The sequence below is a fragment of the Nonomuraea sp. NPDC001699 genome, assembly GCF_053596455.1.
Map to the genome: position 1 here is coordinate 95,226 of NZ_JBSFGF010000017.1, position 19,298 is coordinate 114,523.

18 protein-coding genes are annotated in these 19,298 nt (G+C 71.3%); 9 read left to right on the forward strand and 9 right to left on the reverse strand.

From position 1 onward, the window contains the following. Positions 1-176: 176 nt before the first annotated feature. Positions 177-2,018, reverse strand: a complete 1,842-nt coding sequence (gene dnaG, locus ACWCSU_RS37220; protein WP_449941471.1) for a DNA primase — start codon at positions 2,016-2,018, stop codon at positions 177-179. Between the two features lie 236 nt (positions 2,019-2,254). Here dnaG and ACWCSU_RS37225 point away from each other — a divergent pair, with 236 nt between their 5' ends. After that, positions 2,255-3,115 (forward strand): M23 family metallopeptidase, encoded by an 861-nt coding sequence (locus tag ACWCSU_RS37225; RefSeq protein ID WP_449941473.1) that lies wholly within the window; start codon positions 2,255-2,257, stop codon positions 3,113-3,115. Positions 3,116-3,164: 49 nt separating this feature from the next. Here ACWCSU_RS37225 and ACWCSU_RS37230 read toward each other — a convergent pair whose 3' ends face one another. Beyond that, a complete protein-coding gene (locus tag ACWCSU_RS37230; RefSeq protein ID WP_357693935.1) occupies positions 3,165-4,385 on the reverse strand; it encodes a deoxyguanosinetriphosphate triphosphohydrolase in 1,221 nt (406 codons plus the stop codon). 80 nt (positions 4,386-4,465) lie between these two features. On the opposite strand from ACWCSU_RS37230, the gene ACWCSU_RS37235 reads away from it, so the two are divergent. Then, entirely contained in the window at positions 4,466-5,956 is a 1,491-nt protein-coding gene (locus ACWCSU_RS37235) for a M48 family metallopeptidase (protein ID WP_449941476.1), read from the forward strand. Here the strand turns inward: ACWCSU_RS37235 and ACWCSU_RS37240 are convergent. Continuing rightward, complete coding sequence (locus ACWCSU_RS37240; RefSeq protein ID WP_357693939.1) at positions 5,953-6,423, reverse strand: GNAT family N-acetyltransferase; 471 nt, start codon at positions 6,421-6,423, stop codon at positions 5,953-5,955. The genes ACWCSU_RS37235 and ACWCSU_RS37240 overlap by 4 nt on opposite strands. A gap of 291 nt (positions 6,424-6,714) precedes the next feature. Then, the gene (gene ppdK, locus ACWCSU_RS37245; protein ID WP_449941478.1) at positions 6,715-9,351 is read right to left on the reverse strand and encodes a pyruvate, phosphate dikinase; all 2,637 of its coding nucleotides are present in this window, start codon (positions 9,349-9,351) and stop codon (positions 6,715-6,717) included. A gap of 405 nt (positions 9,352-9,756) precedes the next feature. On the opposite strand from ppdK, the gene ACWCSU_RS37250 reads away from it, so the two are divergent. Next, on the forward strand, positions 9,757-10,200 hold the full coding sequence (locus tag ACWCSU_RS37250) for a hypothetical protein (protein WP_364086899.1): 444 nt from the start codon (positions 9,757-9,759) through the stop codon (positions 10,198-10,200). 45 nt (positions 10,201-10,245) lie between these two features. Here ACWCSU_RS37250 and ACWCSU_RS37255 read toward each other — a convergent pair whose 3' ends face one another. Both ACWCSU_RS37255 and ACWCSU_RS37260 read right to left on the reverse strand, forming a co-directional pair. Continuing rightward, on the reverse strand, positions 10,246-11,418 hold the full coding sequence (locus tag ACWCSU_RS37255) for a HAMP domain-containing sensor histidine kinase (RefSeq protein WP_449941480.1): 1,173 nt from the start codon (positions 11,416-11,418) through the stop codon (positions 10,246-10,248). Beyond that, positions 11,415-12,077: a response regulator transcription factor gene (locus ACWCSU_RS37260; protein WP_357693948.1), complete on the reverse strand. Its 663-nt coding sequence runs from the start codon at positions 12,075-12,077 to the stop codon at positions 11,415-11,417. Before ACWCSU_RS37260 ends, ACWCSU_RS37255 begins: the two co-directional genes overlap by 4 nt. A gap of 181 nt (positions 12,078-12,258) precedes the next feature. Between ACWCSU_RS37260 and ACWCSU_RS37265 the strand changes: the two genes are divergently transcribed. Next, positions 12,259-13,137 carry a dienelactone hydrolase family protein gene (locus ACWCSU_RS37265; protein WP_449941482.1) on the forward strand — a complete coding sequence of 293 codons (879 nt, stop codon included), beginning with the start codon at positions 12,259-12,261 and terminating at the stop codon, positions 13,135-13,137. A 68-nt stretch (positions 13,138-13,205) separates the two neighbouring features. On the opposite strand, the gene ACWCSU_RS37270 is transcribed toward ACWCSU_RS37265, so the two are convergent. Further along, the gene (locus ACWCSU_RS37270; protein ID WP_357693950.1) at positions 13,206-14,591 is read right to left on the reverse strand and encodes a glycine--tRNA ligase; all 1,386 of its coding nucleotides are present in this window, start codon (positions 14,589-14,591) and stop codon (positions 13,206-13,208) included. Between the two features lie 94 nt (positions 14,592-14,685). Next, positions 14,686-14,973, reverse strand: coding sequence for an antibiotic biosynthesis monooxygenase family protein (locus ACWCSU_RS37275; protein WP_364086892.1), 288 nt, complete (start codon positions 14,971-14,973; stop codon positions 14,686-14,688). Between the two features lie 57 nt (positions 14,974-15,030). On the opposite strand from ACWCSU_RS37275, the gene ACWCSU_RS37280 reads away from it, so the two are divergent. The 5 genes from ACWCSU_RS37280 to ACWCSU_RS37300 all read left to right on the forward strand — a co-directional run bounded on the left by ACWCSU_RS37280 (position 15,031) and on the right by ACWCSU_RS37300 (position 18,376). After that, a complete protein-coding gene (locus ACWCSU_RS37280) occupies positions 15,031-15,375 on the forward strand; it encodes a DUF6703 family protein (protein ID WP_449941485.1) in 345 nt (114 codons plus the stop codon). 76 nt (positions 15,376-15,451) lie between these two features. Further along, entirely contained in the window at positions 15,452-16,360 is a 909-nt protein-coding gene (locus tag ACWCSU_RS37285) for a metal ABC transporter substrate-binding protein (protein WP_449941487.1), read from the forward strand. After that, positions 16,357-17,121: a metal ABC transporter ATP-binding protein gene (locus tag ACWCSU_RS37290; RefSeq protein ID WP_449941490.1), complete on the forward strand. Its 765-nt coding sequence runs from the start codon at positions 16,357-16,359 to the stop codon at positions 17,119-17,121. The genes ACWCSU_RS37285 and ACWCSU_RS37290 overlap by 4 nt, the downstream gene beginning before the upstream one ends. After that, positions 17,118-17,990, forward strand: a complete 873-nt coding sequence (locus ACWCSU_RS37295) for a metal ABC transporter permease (protein WP_357693962.1) — start codon at positions 17,118-17,120, stop codon at positions 17,988-17,990. Before ACWCSU_RS37290 ends, ACWCSU_RS37295 begins: the two co-directional genes overlap by 4 nt. Beyond that, positions 17,987-18,376 carry a Fur family transcriptional regulator gene (locus ACWCSU_RS37300; protein ID WP_357693965.1) on the forward strand — a complete coding sequence of 130 codons (390 nt, stop codon included), beginning with the start codon at positions 17,987-17,989 and terminating at the stop codon, positions 18,374-18,376. Before ACWCSU_RS37295 ends, ACWCSU_RS37300 begins: the two co-directional genes overlap by 4 nt. Here ACWCSU_RS37300 and ACWCSU_RS37305 read toward each other — a convergent pair. After that, positions 18,316-19,233, reverse strand: a complete 918-nt coding sequence (locus ACWCSU_RS37305; protein WP_397042705.1) for a DMT family transporter — start codon at positions 19,231-19,233, stop codon at positions 18,316-18,318. The two genes, ACWCSU_RS37300 and ACWCSU_RS37305, sit on opposite strands and share 61 nt — an antisense overlap. Positions 19,234-19,298 lie beyond the last annotated feature (65 nt).

Consider the following 19,298-nt stretch of genomic DNA (forward strand, 5'->3'; position numbering starts at 1 on the left):
TACGCGGTCTGGAATCAGACGTCCGGCGAGGCATGACGGCCGGACGTATCTCTTTCGCTGCCCGCAATGCCCGAGATGCGCCTTCACGGCAGCGCGGGCCGGCCGGAATTCCCCGGTCAACCACTCTGGTTCACCGCCTGCCCCCGCTGCCGAACTGTTATCAAAGGCCCCCGCGGTCAGCTTCCGGCGGCGCGGTCGCGCAGCACCCGGCGCTGCTGCTCCAGCGCGACCAGCTCGCCGAACAGCTTGTTGTACTCCTGCTGCTCCTCCACCGGGTTGAGGCGCTGCATGCGGGACTTGACCTGGGCGATGGCCCGGTCGACCGCGATCGCCTCGATGGCCGCCAGCATGGCCCCCGCGTAACGCTCCTCGGCGTGCGCGTCGGCCTGGATGGGCTCCACCGCGAACCTCGTCACGAGCCCCCTGGCGCCCTCGTCGTGGGCGTGCTCCAGCAGCCGGTCGACCCACTCACGGCCGCCGTGACCGGCCGAGCCGGCGCCTCCGGCGGCCTGGACGACCTTGTGCAGCGCGACGTGGTCGGGGGCGGTGAACGCCTGCGGGTCGAGGGCGTCGAAGCGCGGCCCGAGCAGCGCGGGCCGCTGGACGGCCAGCTTGAGCAGCTCGCCCTCCACCCGCACGCTCGGATCGACGGGGGCCGCCTTGGGGGCGCGCTGGGGACGGCCCTGCTGGGTGTTGGCGACCTCGCCGATGCGCTGCATGACGAAGCGCTCGTCCATGAACCCGAGCCAGCGGTCGAGGTCGATGGCGTAGCGCTTGCGCAGGCCGACGTCCTTGATCCCGGCCACGATGGGCGCCGCCGCGTCGAGGGCGGCGATCTTGCCCTCGTTGCTGCGCAGGTCGTAGCGGGAGATGGTGCTCCTGATGGCGAACTGGAACAGCGGCTCGCGGCTGGCGATGAGGTCGCGCACCGCCGCGTCGCCCTGCTTGATCCGCAGGTCGCACGGGTCGAGCCCGTCGCTCTGCACCGCGACGTAGGTCTGCGTGACGAACTTCTGCTCGTCGGCGAAGGCCCGCAGCGCCGCCTTCTGGCCGGCCGCGTCGCCGTCGAAGGTGAAGATGACCTCGCCCCGGAACTCGGCCTGGTCGAGCAGGAACCGGCGCAGGATCTTGATGTGCTCCTCGCCGAACGACGTGCCGCAGGTGGCCACCGCGGTCGGCACGCCGGCCAGATGGCAGGCCATCACGTCGGTGTATCCCTCGACGATCACCGCCTGGGCGCGCTTGCTGATCTCTCGCTTGGCGAGATCAATGCCATAAAGGACCTGGCTCTTCTTGTAAAGCGGCGAGTCAGGCGTATTCAGATATTTCGGGCCATCGTCGGAATCGAGCAACTTGCGGGCGCCGAATCCGATCACGTCACCCGTGGCGTCCCTGATCGGCCAGATCAGCCGCCCCCTGAACCGGTCGATCGGCCCGCGCCTGCCCTCCTTGGCCAGGCCGCCCTTGACCAGCTCGTCGGCGCTGAACCCGCGCCCCATCAGGTGACGCGCCAGCGCCTCCCACTCGGCCGGGGCGTAGCCGACGCCGAACGTCTCGGCGTCGGCGCGCTCGAACCCGCGCTCGGACAGGAACCGGCGCCCCGGGGCCGCGTCGGGCCCGAACAGCTTCTCGGCGTAGAACTCGGCGGCCACCCGGTGGGCCTCGATCAGCCGGGCCCGCTCGCCGTGGTCGCGCTTGGGGACGTAGCCGCCCTGCTCGTACTGGAGCTGGATGCCGGCCCGCTGGGCCAGCCGCTCGACCGCCTCGCCGAACGGCAGGTGCTCGATCTTCTCGACGAACGTGATCACGTCGCCGCCTTCGCCGCAGCCGAAGCAGAAGTACATTCCGCGCTCGGGGGTGACGTTGAAGGACGGGCTCTTCTCGTCGTGGAAGGGGCACAGGCCCTTGAGGTTGCCCCCTCCGGCGTTGCGCAACTGGATGTGTTCGCCGATCACGTCGGCGATGGGTGAACGCTCACGTACGAGCGCGATGTCGACATCACGGATCCGGCCAGCCACGCCGGTGAGTCTATTCCGCCCGACCGACGGTTCCGCCCCCCGCGGGCTGTGCCGCGGCCGGTGAACGGCGAGGCACGGGCGGTGGACGGCCGGGGAAGACGCGCGTCACCTCTGGGTTGCTAAAGCGGGAAACTGGTGATGCGGAGTCCCGTGGTCGGCTACAAAGGTGAGGGTTGTCGGTGGAAACGGTGACACGGGTGAGGAAAACTATGCGTTCCGGGCATATCGCACGGTGGGTGGCTGTCGCCGCCGTGCTGCTCACCGGCGCCTGCGCCCAGGCGACCGGGGTGGCGGGCGTCAGCGCCCAGTCGCCCTCCACGGCCCCGGCCACGAGCACGCCCACCCCCACGCCGGCGGTCACCGCCACCATCCCCTCCCCCGGCCCGTCCGACCAGGGCGCCGAGCAGCCGCCCAAGGGCGACGACCCGGTCAAGGTGCCGCCGCCCAAGCTGTCGAAGTTCACCTACGCGTTCCCGGTCAAGGGCTGCGCCAGCACCTACCAGCGCGCCCTGCTCGTGCTGCCCAAGACGACGATCTGGGCCGCGCAGGGCTGCTCGTTCGTCGCGCCCGTGGGCGGCGTCGTGGACGAGGTCAACGTCAAGAACCGGTGGACGCCCTCCACCGACAAGGGCGCCGACCGCGAGGGCAGGTTCGTCACGATCATCGGCGACGACGGCGTGCGCTACCTCGGCGGTCACCTCGACTCCATCGCCGCCGGCGTCCGGCCAGGGGTGCGCGTCAAGGCCGGGCAGCTGCTCGGCCGGGTGGGCAGGTCCGGCAACGCCCGCGACACCGGCTCCAACCTCTACTTCGCGATCTCCTGGAAGACCGGCCCGGCCTACTGGTGGGTCCGCCGGGGCATGGTCGAGCCGTGGGACTACCTGGACGCCTGGCGGTCCGGCAACCGCACGCTCTCCCCGCGCAAGGAGACGCTGGGGCTGCGCGGCAGGCTCGGCGAGACGCCGCGCTGCGCGGTCCAGTGCAAGTCCAAGAAGGTGCCCCAGGCCAGCAAGAAGCCCAGGAAGCCGCGGACCGACGACACCAAGGACGACGATCCGGTCACGACGGAGCCGACGTCGACTCCTTTCGGTCAGTGACGACGCCCGGCCTGATCAGCTCCTGGATCCCCGGCACGGCGGGGTGCCGTCACGTCGACAGGCGGCGGTGCCAGGCCACGGCCGAGGTGTCGGTGAGCGAGGCGATCTGGTCGATCACGACCCGCACCCGGGCCGCGTCGTCGGGGGCCTCCAGGAAGGCGGGCCGGAAGGCGGGTTCGAGCGTGCCGGGGGCGCCGAGCGTGATCAGCGAGGCCAGCTCGGTGATCAGCTCCCGCTGCCTGGCCTGGTTGGCGTGGTGGCCCTCGGTGGTCATCACGTAGTGGGCGGTGACGCCCTTGAGCAGGGCGCACTCCATCAGCGTGGCGCGCGGCACGACGAGGTCGGCGCGGTGGCGGGCGCCGTGGACCTCCTTGGTGGCCGTCTGGGCCGAGCGGCAGAACCGGCCGATCAGGCCGCTGGTGAGCGCCTTGAGGCCGGCCAGGTCGGCGAGCGTCGCCTCGAAGCGGCGCGGCCACAGCGGGTCGGCGATCAGCTTGGCGAAGACCTCCTCCAGCTCGTTGAGGTCGGCGCCGGGCGCGTACCAGGTGCGGGTGATGCGGGCCACCGCGCCGCGCTCGACGGGCGACTGGAGCGCCTCGGGCGTGACGTGGCCGGAGTGGAGCGCGTCCTCCAGGTCGTGGACGGAGTAGGCCACGTCGTCGGCCCAGTCCATGATCTGGGCCTCGAAGCTCACCCGGCCTTCCGGGGCGCCGTCCCTGATCCACTCGAAGACCGGCAGGTCGTCGTGGTAGACGCCGAACTTCGGGGACTTCTCGCACGTCCAGGGGTATTTGACGGCGGCGTCGAGGGCGGCCCTGGTGAGGTTGAGCCCGGCGCTGCGGCCGTCTTCGGTGAGGACCTTGGCCTCCAGCCTGGTGAGCAGGCGCAGGCTCTGGGCGTTGCCCTCGAAGCCGCCGCACGAGGTGGCCAGCGCGTTGAGCGCCACCTCCCCGTTGTGCCCGAACGGCGGATGGCCGAGGTCGTGGGCCAGGCACGCGGTCTCGACCAGGTCGGGGTCGACGCCGAGCGTGGCGCCCATCTCCCTGCCGACCTGGGCGCATTCGAGCGAGTGCGTCAGCCGGGTGCGCGGGATGTGCTGGCCGCCGCCGAGCGTCTCGCCGGGGCCCACGACCTGCGTCTTGGCCGCCAGCCTGCGCAGCGCGGCGCTGTGCAGGACGCGGGCACGGTCGCGTTCGAACGCGCCTCGTCCGGGGTTGCCGGGTGGTTCCGGGACCCATCGTTCCTGGTCGTGCTCGTCGTAGTACGACATTTCTGCAGTGATTTTATCCAGTTTCCCGTCTCCGCTAGTGTCAAGCCTCGCGAGAACCCCTTCCCCGGGAGCCCTCCCCCATGACGACAGCGTTCCGAGCGGTGCTGGCCTTCAGTCTGCTCGCCGGCTTCTACGTGCTGGTCGGCATCATTCTGGCGGCCGCCGTGTTCTTCGACGTCCTGCTGCTGGTGGACTTCCACGCCACGGCGCTGAAGGCCGCGATCGTGCTCACGCTGGCGGCGGGCGCGCTGGTTCGGGCGCTGTTCATGGTCGGCCGCCGCCAGGGGGGCGAGCAGCCGGGCGTGCAGGTGGGGCGCGAGCACGAGCCCGCGCTCTGGCAGGTGGTGGAGGACCTGTCCCGGCGGGTGCGCACCGCGCCGCCCGACGAGATCCGGCTGGTCCCCGAGGTGAACGCGGCGGTCTCGGAGGACACCCGGTTCCTGGGGTTGCGCGCGACGCGGCGGCGGATGTTCATCGGCCTGCCGCTGTTGCAGACCCTCACCGTCGACGAGATGCGCGCCGTGCTCGGGCACGAGCTGGGCCACTACAGCGGGGCCCACACGCGGCTGGGCGCGCCGGTCTACCGGGGGCGGGTCTCGCTGATCGCGACCGTGCAGGGGCTCGGCAACCATCCGCTCATCCAACGGCTCTTCGCCGGGTACGCCAAGCTCTACCTGCGGGTCTCCCAGGCCGTGTCGCGCCGGCAGGAGCTGGAGGCCGACGAGTTCGCGGTGGCGATCGGCGGGCGACAGGCCATGTCGGGCGCGCTCCGCAAGATCCACGACACCGCCCTGGGCTGGGACCTGTACGTCGGCGACTACCTGTCGCTGACCGGCGTGGGCGGCTCCCGGCCCGCCTCGGTGTTCGGCGGCTTCCACGCGCTGATGAACGACCCGGGCCGGCAGGCCGAGATCGCCCGGCTCGGCGAGCGGCCCGAGGACGTCTCGCCGTACGACTCCCATCCCAGCCTGGCCGACCGCCTGGCCGCCATCGCGAACCTGCCGGAGCCGGAGCACGTCCCCGATCCGCGTCCGGCGCTGACGCTGCTGCGCGACCCCGACGTGGCGGCCGAGGCGGTGGAGCGGTCGATGTGGACGCCGGAGGCGCTGGCCGGGCTGCGTCCGGTGCCGTGGGACGAGCTGGTGGCCCAGGGCATGTACGCCGGGCGCAACGCCGAGGCCCTGCGCGACCTGGCGGTGGCGGGGCAGCGGGTGATGGGGGCCACGCGCCCCTACCTCGACGCGGCCTTCGAGGCGATCGCCAGGGGCCGGGGGGCCGAGCTGGCCGGGCAGCTGCGCGAGCTGGGCTGGAAGCCGTCCGAGACGCTGCTCGCCGGGGTGCTGGGGCAGGCGCTGGAGGCGGTGCTGATCCAGCTCGGCGAGGCCAGGTGGACGCTGTCCTGGTCAGGCCCCGCCCGGCTGCTGTACGACGACGGCGAGGAGGTGGCCCTGGCCGAGTACGCGGCCAGGGTCGCCGGCGATCCGGAGGCGGTGGCCGGGCTGCGGAAGTGGCTGGGCGACCACGGGATGCGGCACGACTACGTACCGCTGGAGGAGGCCCTGCCCCGCTAGCCGGGCGTGGGCAGGCTCGCGGCCGGCCGGCGGACCATGAGGACGTCCACCTGGTCCTCGCCCTCGACGGTGAAGCCGTGCCGTTCGTAGAGCCGCTGGGCGGCGCTGCCCCGCAGCACGATCAGGCGTACGGGCGCGCCCTCGGCGTCCGCGCGGTCCAGCAGCGTCCGCAGGACGGCCGAGCCGAGCCCGCGTCCCTGGAGGGCGGGGTCGAGGTAGAAGTGCTCCAGCCAGCGGCCGTCCTCGGCGGGGCGCAGGGTGACGCAGCCCGCGAAGGCGCCGCCGGCCAGGATGACGGAGGTGTGGCCGGGAGAGAAGGAGTCCCGGAACCGCTGACGCACCCGGTGCTCGTCGTAGCGGCCCAGCCGCTCCAGGTCGGGGCGCATCACCGTCGCCCGCAGTTCCGCGATCGCCTCGACCTCGTCCGGCCCGGCGGTGCGCAGCTCCCAGTCCACGAGATTTTCCATGGCGGAAAGTATCGCAATGACCGGTTTTGAGGTGATCTCCGGGTCTGTCGACAAGAAGTCAACAGATCCTCAACCGGCCGTTCCTAGGATCCGTCCCGAGGAGCGCTCCTCCAGGGAGCGCCGGCAGGGAGGGAACCCGTCGTGAACCTAGGCGTCCCGGAGATCATCATCGGCTTCGTGCTCTTCTTCCTCCTGATCGGGCTCGTGGTGTTCACCGCCGTGGTGCTGGCCAACCGGCGGCGTGGGTAGCGCGCGGGAGGCGGCCGGGGCCGGGCCCGGCCGCCGGGCGGGTCAGCGGGTGTCGGAGTCGGTGTCGGTCAGGGCGGCGCGGCCGGCCTCCAGCCGGGCCACCGGGATGCGGAACGGGGAGCAGGAGACGTAGTCGAGGCCGACCTCGTGGCAGAAGTGCACCGAGTCGGGGTCGCCGCCGTGCTCGCCGCAGATGCCCACGTGCAGGTCGGGACGGGCGGCGCGGCCCTCCTCGACGGCGATCCTGACCAGCCGGCCGACGCCGTCGCGGTCGAGGGTCTCGAACGGGCTGACGCCGAAGATGCCGAGCTCCAGGTAGCGCGAGAAGAACGCGGCCTCCACGTCGTCGCGGCTGAAGCCCCAGGTCATCTGGGTCAGGTCGTTCGTGCCGAAGGAGAAGAACTCGGCGGCCTCGGCGATCTGGCCCGCCGTCAGCGCCGCCCTCGGCACCTCGATCATCGTGCCGATCAGCGCCTCGACGCCGGTCTCCGCGAGGATCCCGGCCGCCTCCTCGCGTACGGACTCCAGCTCCTGGACGGCCGCCACCAGCGGAATCATGATCTCCGGACGCGCGCCCGGGACCTCGGCCGCGGCCTGCGCGATCGCCCGCACCTGCATGGCGAACAGCCCGGGGATCACCAGGCCGAGGCGCACACCGCGCAGGCCCAGCATCGGGTTCTGCTCGTGCAGTCGCTTGACGGCGGCCAGCAGCCTGCGGTCCTTGTCGGTCACGTCGGGCGAGGTGGCCACCTTGACCGCCAGGTCCACGAGGTCGGGCAGGAACTCGTGCAGGGGCGGGTCGATGAGCCGGATGGTGACGGGGTCGCCGCCCATGGCCTTGAAGATGCCGATGAAGTCGGCCTTCTGGAGGGGTTCGAGGGCGTCGAGCGCGGCCTGCCGCTCCTCGTCGCCGTCGGCCAGGACGAGGTCCTCCACGAGCCGGCGGCGCTCGCCGAGGAACATGTGCTCGGTGCGGCACAGGCCGATGCCCTGGGCGCCGAAGCGGCGGGCCCGCGCGGCGTCCTCGGGGGTGTCGGCGTTGGCGCGCACCCGCAGCCGGCGGACGGAGTCGGCATGGGCCATGATCCGGTCCACGGCCCTGACCAGGTCGTCGTCCGGCTGCGCGCCCTCGAAGTACTCGACCACCGCCGAGTCCACGACCGGGACCTCGCCGAGGTAGACCTCGCCGGTGGTGCCGTCGATGGAGATCACGTCCCCCTCGGAGACGACCTCGCCGCCGGGCGCGGTGAACCTGCGCTCGCCGGTGGAGACGTCCAGCTCCTCGGCGCCGCACACGCACGTCTTGCCCATGCCGCGGGCGACCACGGCCGCGTGCGAGGTCTTGCCGCCGCGGCTGGTCAGGATGCCCTTGGCGGCGATCATGCCGGCCAGGTCGTCGGGGTTGGTCTCGCGGCGGACGAGGATGACGTCCTCGCCCCGGCCGGCCAGCTCGACGGCGCGCTCGGAGGAGAAGACGACCTTGCCGACGGCGGCGCCCGGCGAGGCGTTCATGCCCTTGGCGATCTTCTTCTTCTCGGCGCCGCCGTCGAAGCGGGGGAACATGAGCTGGGCGAGCTGGTCGCCGGTGACGCGGGTGACGGCCTCGTCCAGGGTGATCAGGCCCTGGTCGACGAGCTGGGTGGCGATGCAGAACGCGGCCGCGGCGGTGCGCTTGCCGACGCGGGTCTGGAGCATCCACAGCTTGCCGCGCTCGATCGTGAACTCGATGTCGCACAGGTCCTTGTAGTGGTTCTCCAGCGTCTCCATGATCTGCAGCAGCTCGTCGTAGGAGGGCTTGTCGAGGCGTTCGAGCTCTTGCAGCGGGATGGTGTTGCGGATGCCGGCGACGACGTCCTCGCCCTGGGCGTTCTGCAGGTAGTCGCCGTAGATGCCCTGCTGGCCGGAGCCGGGGTCGCGGGTGAAGGCGACGCCGGTGCCGGAGTCGTTGCCGACGTTGCCGAAGACCATGGCCACGATGTTGACGGCGGTGCCGAGGTCGGCGGGGATGCGCTCCTGGCGGCGGTAGAGGATGGCGCGCGGGGCGTTCCAGGAGTCGAAGACCGCCATGACGGCCAGCCGCATCTGCTCGCGGGGGTCGGCGGGGAAGTCCTTGCCGGTCTGCTCCCGGACGATGCCCTTGTAGGTCTCCACGAGACCCTGCAGCTCGCCCGCGTCGAGGTCGGTGTCCTGGCGGCGGCCCTTCAGCTCGTCGAGCGCGTGCTCGAACAGGTCGCCGTCGAGGCCGAGGACGGTCTTGCCGAACATCTGGATCAGCCGCCGGTAGGAGTCCCAGGCGAAGCGGTCGTTGCCGCCGGCCTGCTTGGCCAGGCCGTGGACCGACTCGTCGTTGAGCCCGATGTTGAGGACCGTCTCCATCATGCCCGGCATGGAGAACTTCGCGCCCGACCGTACGCTGACCAGGAGGGGGTCGTCGGCCTGCCCGAGGCGGCGGCCCATCTGGGCCTCCAGGGCGTCCAGGTGCTCGGCGACCTCGCGCTCCAGGCCGTCGGGAAGAGCGCCTTCCGTCAGGTAGTGACGGCAGGCTTCAGTGGTGATCGTGAATCCGGGGGGGACGGGCAGCCCGAGATTCATCATCTCGGCGAGATTCGCGCCCTTTCCACCGAGAAGATCCTTGAGATTCCTGTTGCCCTCGGTGAAGTCGTAAACGTACTTGGCCACCACAGCTCCAATCCAACGCTTCTGTCCCGGACTCTACCGGCGAAATTGATGATGAAACTGCACTCCTCGGTTAAGTCATCGTTTATGCAGGTCAACCGCCTGGCACAGGTCTAATCCAATTATAGGGACCGCTACCCGATAAATTGGTTTATACCAATTGGTTTACACCAATTCTTGAGAAAGAGGAGCCGGGCCGCAGAATCGGATCACACCTGCGCCAGGAGGTCGCCACGGCCGTCTCCCGCCGAGCCCAAGCGTCGTGCAGGGCCCCGCCAAGGCCGCCGGTGGGCACGGTGACGCACCTGGGCGGCCCGGCCCGGGGCGCCGGCGGCATGATCGCTCAACGTGACCCAGCTCGGCTCGTTCCGCGATATGGACGTGATCGGGACATGACACTCTGCTCGCATGCCCCGCACGACGCCACGAGGCCTGATGGCCGCCTGCCTGGCTTTGGCGCTGTCCGCCTGCGGCTCGGGAACGCCCGAGCCCGCCGCAGGGTCGCTGCTACCGGGGGCGGAGCAGCGACACGCGACCCAGCTCAGGCCTGGAGACTGCCTGGTGTCGATCCCCGACGACCTGATCGCGACGCTCGTCCCGTGCGGCAACCCGCACAGGGCCGAGTTCGGCATGATCTACGTCGTGCCGGAGGGTCCGTGGCCGGGCACCGAGCAGGCCAGGCGGCAGGCCAAGAGCTTCTGCGCGCCGCGGCTGCGGGTCAAGCAGGAACGGCTGAGCGACATCGAGGTGACCGCGCTGCCGCCGCTGGAGGCCGAGTGGCCGCGTCACCGCACGGCGTACTGCGTGGCGGTGGCCCGGCAGGGTCAGCTCGTCGGGCGCGTCCTGGAGTAGGCGCGAGGGCCTCGGGCGCGTTCTGGAGCAGGCGTGGGGGCCGGGTCACGCGGGGATCGGGTTGGTCTCGGGCGACGGGCCCGGCGCGCCGTCGCGCGGCGGCAGCCACAGCACGAACGTGGCCCCCTGCCCGGGCGCGGAGAACACCGCCACCCGCCCCCCGTGCGACTCCACGATCTGCCGGACGATGGCCAGGCCCAGGCCGGTGTGCCGGTCGCGCCTGCTGGCCTCGCCGCGCCAGAACCGGTCGAACACCCGCTCCTGCTCCGCCGCGCCGAGCCCGGGGCCGTCGTCCCTGACCGCGACCCACAACCAGCCGTCCGACCGGCCGGCCCCGACCCGGACGCGGCCGCCCGGCGGGGTCAGCCGCACCGCGTTGGACAGCAGGTTGGCCACGGCGCGGCGCAGCGCGTCCTGGTCGCCGGTCATCTCCAGGTCCCGGTCCAGTGTGCGGGTGATCGTCAGGCCGCGGGCGGCGGCCGGCGCCGCGTACTCCTCGCACGCCTCCCGCGCCACCCTGCCCAGGTCGAGGTCGGTGTCGGCGAACGCGGTCGCCTGCCGCCGGGCGCTGGCCAGCAGGTCCTCCACGAGCCTGGTCATGCGGGTGGTCGCCCGGTCCACGATCTGCACGGCCCTGGCCCGCTCCTCGTCGCTGGCCTCCGGCGAGGCGAGCACGGCGTCCACGTTGGCCCGGATGATCGTCAGGGGGCTGCGCAGCTCGTGCGAGGCGTCGTCGATGAGCCGGCGCTGCGCGCTGAACGCCTCCTCCAGCCGGTCGAGCATGGTGTCGATGGTGTCGGCCAGGTCCTTGAGCTCGTCGCGCGAGCCGCCCAGCCTGATCCGCCGGGTCAGGTCGGTAGCCTGGATCTCCTCCGTCGTACGCGTGATCGACCGCACCGGACGCAGCACCCGCCCCGACAGCACCCATCCGATGCCCAGGGACGCCAGGTAGAGCCCGGCCAGGGTGGCCAGCGAATAGTCGCGCAGCGTGGCCAGCGTCCTGATGTTGACCTCGTTCTCGACCTCCTCGATGAAGACGACCTCCTGCTTGCCCACGTACTGGTTGCCGCGGTACGCCTTGGCGTACTCGGTGGAGTACGGGCGTTCCTCGGTGGTCTTGGAGACGGCCGCGTAGATGCCGCCGAGCACCAGCGCGGCCAGCACGAACAGCAGCCCCGAGTAGAGCACGGTGAGCCGGAAGCGGATGGTGTGGATCACGCCGGCTCCTTGAGCCGGTAGCCGCGGCTGATCACCGTCTCGATGAGGCCGTCCTCCTGGAGCTTGCGGCGCAGGTTGCCGACGGTGACCCGGACGGTGTTGGTGAACGGGTCGGCGTGCTCGTCCCAGACGTGTTCGAGCAGCTCCTCGGTGGAGACGACGTGGCCGGGACGGGTCATCAGGTAGTGCAGCACGCCGTACTCCTTGGGGGTCAGGGCCAGGGAGCGGCCGTCGAGGGAGACCTCCATGCGGGCGGTGTCGATGCGCAGCCCGCCCACCTGGAGCACGGCGGTGCCGCCGGTGTCCCTGCGCAGCAGCGCCCGTACCCGGGCCAGCAGCTCGGGGAAGGCGAACGGCTTGACCAGGTAGTCGTCGGCGCCCTCGTCGAGGCCGCGTACCCGGTCGTCGAGGCGGTCGCGGGCGGTCACCATGATGATCCGCACGCCGCGGCCGGCGGCACGTACCGAGCGGCAGAGCTGGAAGCCGTCGCCGCCGGGCAGGTTCAGGTCGAGCAGGACCAGGTCGTAGGTGTTGACCTCCAGCTTCTCGTGCGCCGACGGCGCGTCGTAGGCCACGTCCACCGCGTAGCCCGCCCGGACCAGACCCACCCGTAACGCGTCGACCAGGTCTTCCTCGTCCTCGACCACCAGCAGTCGCATGATCTTGACCCTAGTTCCGGATAGGGTGTCACGCCATGGGTCGGATCGGCCTTCCCGGCCCGGCAACACTGCACCAAACACCCGCGAAAAACCACATAACTATCGCCTTTACACGATTTTTCGGTGTTGACGGTTAGATCTTTCGACCATGACGCCCTTCCAGCGATATTTGGCAGAAGAAGTGGCACTCGATCACGTTGAGGGCCTGATCTCGCGGCGCGAGGCTCTGCGCCGCCTGGGCCTTCTCGGGCTCGCCCTCCCCGCCGCCACTGCTCTCCTCGCCGCCTGCGGCGCCACCCCGGACACCGGCCCGGCGAGCCCCCCGGGGCCGCAGACGGCCTCGCCGCCCGGCGCGGCCTCCCCCGCGGGCCCGCCGCCGCTCCCCACACAGGCGATCACGTTCCCCGGCCCGGACGGGACCACGTTGCGGGCCGCCTGGTCCCCGGCCGCCGCCCCCAAGGGCGCGGTGCTGGTCATGCACGAGAACCGCGGCCTGACCGACCACATCCGCTCGGTCGCCGGCCGCCTGGCCGCGAGCGGCTACTCGGCCCTCGCGCCCGACCTGCTCTCCCACGAGGGCGGCACGGCCGCGTTCGCCGACACCGCGCAGGTCACGGCCAAGCTGGGCGAGATCCCGCAGGAACGGTTCGTGGCCGACATGAAGGCGGCCGTCGGCGAGCTGCGGAACCGGGCCGAGGGCGTCCGGCTGGGCATGATCGGCTTCTGCTTCGGCGGCGGGATGACATGGCTGCTGCTGTCGTCCGGGGAGGACCGGCTGGCCGCCGCCGCGCCCTTCTACGGCCCGCTGCCCGACGACGCCGATCTGACCGGCGCGCGGGCGTCCGTCCTGGCGATCTACGCCGAGCAGGACGACCGCGTCAACGCCACCAGGGACGCGGCCGAGACGGCGCTGACGAAGGCCGGGCTCACCCACGAGCTGGTGACCGTCCCGGGCGTCGGCCACGCCTTCTTCAACGACACCGGCGCCCGCTACGACGCGCGGGCCGCCTCGCAGGCCTACGACTACGTGCTGACCTGGTTCGGCCGCCACCTGTCCTGAACCGGCCGGGCCGTGAACGGCGAGCGCCGCCCGCGGCCGAAGCCGGGGCGGCGCCGGTGGTGCCGAGGTCAGTCGTTGAGGCGCTGACGCAGGTAGGAGTCGACCTGGTCGATGGCGATGCGCTCCTGGGCCATGCTGTCGCGCTCGCGGATCGTCACCGCGTGGTCTTCGAGGGTGTCGAAGTCGACGGTGATGCAGAACGGGGTGCCGATCTCGTCCTGGCGGCGGTAGCGGCGGCCGATCGCGCCCGCGTCGTCGAACTCGACGTTCCACCGCCTGCGCAGCTGCGCGGCCAGGTCGCGGGCCTTCGGCGACAGGTCGGCGTTGCGCGACAGCGGCAGCACCGCGGCCTTGACCGGCGCGAGCCGGTGGTCGAGCCGCAGCACCGTGCGCTTCTCCAGGACGCCCTTGGCGTTGGGCGCCTCGTCCTCGGTGTAGGCGTCGAGCAGGAAGGTCAGCGTGGCCCGGTCGACGCCGGCGGCCGGCTCGATGACGTAGGGGACGTAACGCTCACCGGTGTCCTGCTCGAAGAAGCTCAGGTCGACGCCCGACGCCTTGGAGTGGGCGGTGAGGTCGAAGTCGGTGCGGTTGGCGATGCCCTCCAGCTCGCCCCACTCCGAGCCCTGGAAGTTGAAGCGGTACTCGACGTCGACGGTGCGCTTGGCGTAGTGGGACAGCTTCTCCTGCGGGTGCTCGTACAGGCGCAGGTTGTCCTTGTTGATGCCCAGGTCGGAGTACCAGCGGAAGCGCTCGTCGATCCAGTACTGGTGCCACTCCTCGTCGGTGCCGGGCTTGACGAAGAACTCCATCTCCATCTGCTCGAACTCGCGGGTGCGGAAGATGAAGTTGCCCGGGGTGATCTCGTTGCGGAAGGACTTGCCGACCTGGCCGATGCCGAACGGGACCTTCTTGCGCGCCGACTGCTGCACGTTGAGGTAGTTGATGAAGATGCCCTGCGCGGTCTCCGGACGGAGGTAGGCCAGGCCCGACTCGTCCTCGACCGGGCCGAGGAAGGTCTTGAGCAGGCCGCTGAACTGCCGGGGCTCGGTGAAGGTGCCCTTGTTGCCGCAGTTGGGGCAGGTGACGTCGGCCAGGCCGTTGTCGGGCTCCTTGCCGTTCTTCTCCTCGTACGCCTCGACGAGATGGTCGGCGCGGAAACGCTTGTGGCACGACTGGCACTCGGTCAGCGGGTCGGTGAAGGTCTCGACGTGGCCGCTGGCCCGCCAGACCTCGGGGGCCAGGATGACGCAGGAGTCGAGGCCCACCACGTCGTCGCGCGACTGGACCATCGACAGCCACCACTGCCGCTTGACGTTGTTCTTCAGCTCGATGCCCAGAGGACCGTAGTCCCACGACGCGCGAAGTCCGCCGTAGATCTCGCTCGACGGGTAAACGAGCCCGCGGCGCTTGGCGAGGCTGACGATGGTGTCCATGACGTCGGTGCGTCGTGCCATTTTGGTTGCGTCTCTTTCCGGCTGGAGGTCGGCGAGTGAATTCGATGAGATCCCAGCTTAGGGGACGCTCACCCGGTCTCGCGCGCGAGTAACGCTACGCACCCTCTTGCGTGTACACGTCCTCGTACGCGCTGGGTTCGTTGACCATGAGGATCATCAACGGGTACATGACCATCCTGGAGGCCGACAGCGCCCTCCGGTAGAACCCCGCGCCCTCCCATTCGCTGATCAGCGCCCACAGGTTGGGCTCGTCGACCGAACGGGCCAGCCGCCCGCGCTGGTAGCCCGGCTGGGCGGCGAAGGTGTCGAGGATGGCGTGGCCCTGCTTGAGGAAGTCCTGAGACTGGGACTCTGGCACGGTGTATCGGATCACGGCGAGCACCAGCCCAGCCTAGAGGTGCGCACCCTGCTGTCACGCGAACTCCCATAGGCTCTCGACGTGGCCTCCAAAAACAAGCGCCCGCTGCCCCAGGGCGAGCAGTTCTTCACGCCGGGCGCGAGCGGCGTCCGCAAGGCCGTCGAGCGGCGCAGCGCGATCCCGATGACGTTCCTGTTCACGCAGGTGCCCAGGTGGGCGACGCCCGCCGTGCTGGTGATCCTGCTGCTGGCCGCCTTCGCGGTAGGCAACTGGATGGGCGGCGTGGCGGCGCTGGTGGTGCTGGCGTTCGTCGGCTGGCTGGCGTACCTGTCGTGGCCGTCGCTGGGCGTCGGCGGGCGGCTGCTGCGGGTCGCGATGGTGGTCTTCCTGGCGATCCTGGCGGCTGACCGGTTTGGGGCGTTCTAGTCCGGCCCGCCGGAGATTTTGACAATCATTTTCATTTTCCTCCATACTTGAGGGCGTGATGTCCCGTACGCCCCCAATGCGCGCCGTAATCTTCCTCGCCGGAGCAGCCCTGCTGGCCACGTCCGCCTGCGGCGCCGGGTCGGCGGAGACCGCCGCGGACGGCAGGCCCGAAGTGATCGCCGCCTTCTACCCGCTCCAGTGGCTCACGGAGCAGGTGGCCGGGCCCGACGCGAACGTGACCGTCCTGACCGCGCCCGGCGTCGAGCCGCACGACCTGGAGCTGGGCATCCAGCAGATGACCAAGCTCCAGGACGCCGCGCTCACGGTCTACGTCAAGGGCGTGCAGCCCGCCGTCGACGACGCCGTCTCCGGCGACACGGCCTTCGACGCCGCCGCCGTCGTCACGACGATCCCGGCGGGCGGGCACGCCGATGAGGAGGGGCACACGGAAGAGCACGCAGCGGAGCACAACGTCTCCTACGACCCGCACATCTGGCTCGACCCGTCCCGGCTGGCCACGGTCGCCGGCAAGCTGGGCGAGCGCCTGGCCGCCGCCGACCCCGCCCACGCGCAGGCGTACGAGGACCGCGCCGCCAAGGCGGCGGGCGTGCTGGGCGGCCTCGACCAGGAGTTCGCCAAGGGCCTGGCCGCCTGCGCGGGAAAGACCCTGATCACCGCGCACGAGGCGTTCGGCTACCTGGCCGACCGCTACAAGCTCAAGCAGGTGGGCATCACGCTCGACCCCGAGACCGAGCCGTCGCCGAAGCGCCTGTCGGAGGTGGCCGCGCTGGCCAGGTCCGAGGGCGCCACCACGATCTTCACCGAGTCCCTGGTCAGCCCGAAGGTGGCCGAGGTGCTGGCCGGCGAGGTCGGCGCGAGGACGGCCGTGCTCGACCCGCTGGAGAGCAAGCCCGCCGGCGACTACCTGACGGCCATGCGCGGCAACCTGGAGACCCTCCGGACGGCGCTGGGGTGTGCGGCATGAGCGAGACGGCCTTCGCGATGACCGACGGCCGGGTCGGCTTCGACGGCCGGCAGATCCTGCGCGGCATCGACCTGACCGTCCGTCCCGGCGAGGTCGTGGCGCTCCTGGGCGCCAACGGCTCGGGCAAGTCCACCCTGGTCCGCGCGCTGCTCGGCCTCACCCCGCTGTCCGGCGGCCGGACCCTCCTGTACGGCTCCCCGCCCGCCAGGTTCCGCGACTGGTGGCGCATCGGCTACGTGCCCCAGCGCCTCCAGGTCGGCGGCGGCGTGCCCGCCACGGTCCGCGAGGTCGTGGCCTCGGGCCGCGTCGCCCGGCAGAGCCGGCTGCGCAGGACCAGCGCGGCCGACCGGGCGGCGGTCGCCCACGCCCTGGACGCGGTCGACCTGACCGGCCGGGCCGGCGACCCCGTGCAGTCGCTCTCGGGCGGCCAGCAGCAGCGCGTGCTCATCGCCCGCGCCCTGGCCGGCGAGCCCGACACGTACGTGATGGACGAGCCCACCGCGGGCGTGGACGCCGAGACCCAGCAACTCCTGGCCGGCACGCTGACGGGCCTGGTCCGCGACGGCAAGACGATCGTCCTGGTCGCCCACGAGCTGGGCCCGCTGGAGCCGCTGATCACGCGCGGCGTCGTGGTCCGGGAGGGCCGCGTCGCGCACGACGGCGAGCCGCCGCGGACCGGCGGCGAGCACGCCGGGCCGGGACACGAGCACCGACATCCGCACGCCGGCCCGCCGACCGGGCCGCAGGGAGAACCACGATGATCGAGCTTCTGCAGGAGAACCTCTTCCAGCTCGCGTTGATCGCCGCGCTGCTGGTGGGGCTGTGCGCGCCCGCGGTGGGCACGTTCATCGTGCAGCGCAGGCTGTCGCTGCTCGGCGACGGCATCGGGCACGTCGCGCTGACCGGCGTGGCGCTGGGCTTCCTGACCGGCACGGCGCCGGTGCTGACGGCCGTGGTCGTCTCCGTGCTGGGCGCGGTGGCGATCGAGCTGGTCAGAGCCCGGGGCCGGACCAGCGGCGACGTCGCGCTCGCCCTGCTGTTCTACGGCGGCATCGCGGGCGGCGTCATGCTCATGGGCATCGCGCCCGGCGGCAGCAACGCCAAGCTCAACTCCTACCTGTTCGGCGCCATCGCCAGCGTCACCCAGCAGGACATCTGGATCATCGGCGCGCTGGCCGTGGCGGTGATCGGCGTGGTCGTCGTCTTCGGCAGGGAGCTGTTCGTGCTCTGCCAGGACGAGGAGATGGCCAGGGCCAGCGGCCTGCCGGTGCGCTTCCTCAGCCTGCTGATCGCGGTCACCGCCGCGCTCACCGTGGTCATCGCCATGCGGGTGGTCGGCCTGCTGCTGGTCAGCGCGCTGATGGTGATCCCGGTGGCCACGAGCCAGCAGCTCACCCGGGGTTTCCGGGCCACGATGGGGCTGGCGATGCTGTTCGGCGTGCTCGCCTCGGTGGGCGGGCTGCTCGCCTCGACGATGTCGTCGCGGGTGCCTCCGGGCGCGGCGATCGTGCTTCTCGCCCTCGCCGGCTTCGTCCTGGCCCTCGCTGTCGGTAAATTCGTACGGCGAGGCCGTATCCAGGAGTCCCCAGTGAGCCGGCGACCACAAGTCCGTGTCGAGGAGGTCGCATGACGACGAGGCGCGATGCCGTGCACGACACCCTTCGCGGGAGCGAGGGGTTCCGCAGCGCCCAGGACGTCTATGCCGAGATGCGCCTGCACGGCGCCAAGATCGGTCTGACCACCGTCTACCGGGCGCTGCAGGCGCTGGCCGACTGCGGCCAGGTCGACGTGCTGCGCACCGACGAGGGTGAGTCGGTCTACCGCGCGTGCGCCAGCGACGACCATCACCATCACCTGGTGTGCCGTCGTTGCGGCCACACGGTCGAGGTGGCCGGGCCCGCCGTCGAGCGCTGGGCCGAGGCGGTGGGCAGCGACCACGGCTTCACCGAGATCACTCACACGGTCGAGGTCTTCGGCACCTGCTCGTCCTGCTCGGCGCCGGCCCGGGTGGGCTGAGGGCCGCGGGAGCCGTACAGGACGCCGAGCACGACCGCGGCGCATCCGGCCAGTTGCAGCGCCGAGGGCCGCTCCCCCAGCGTGAGGGTGGAGACGGCGACGGTGGTCATCGGCTGCACGAGCAGCAGCAGCGCGGTGAGCGCCGCGGGCTGCCTGGGCAGCGAGTACGTAATCAGCAGCCACCCCACCACCTGCGGCCCCAGGGCGAGCAGCAGCAGCCACCCGTGCGCCGGCCATTCCGGCGCCAGGTCGGCCCCGCCGAACAGCGGGCTGAGCGCCGCGATCAGCACGGTGGCCACGACGGTCGCCTGCGCCAGCGGACCCGCCGTCCGTCCCGGGCCGGCCTTCATGAGCAGCAGGTACGCGGCGTACACGACCGAGGTCGCCATCCCGGTGGCCGCCCCCATGACGGGGTCGAGCCCGTACGCCGCGCCGTCGAACACGCCGGAGATCAGCACGACCCCGCCGAAGACGATCGGCGTGCTCGCCATGAGCCGGTTGGAGGGGCGCTCGCGGAAGATGCCCCAGGCGGCGAAGGCCACGATGAACACCTGAAGGTTGCCCAGCACGGTCGCCAGGCCCGCGCCGACCCACTTGATCGACTGGTGCCAGAACAGCAGGTCGAGCGAGAACAGCGCGCCCGCGGCCCAGGCCCGCCACGCGCTCTTCCAAGGCAGGGGCCCCAGCTTCCGCCGTTCGAGCCAGGCGAGCAGGAGCATGGGCGGCACCGCGTACGCGCAGCGGAACAACGCCGACGTCGCGGGCGACACCCCGGACAGGCGCACCAGCGGCGCGGAGGTGGAGATGATCAGTGCTCCGGCGATCGCGATCAGGACGATACGCCGATATGCACTCATGGAAACCCCCCGAGCCCCATGGGAGAGATACGCTGCGACCACGCTAGAACCGGCCCCGACAGGAG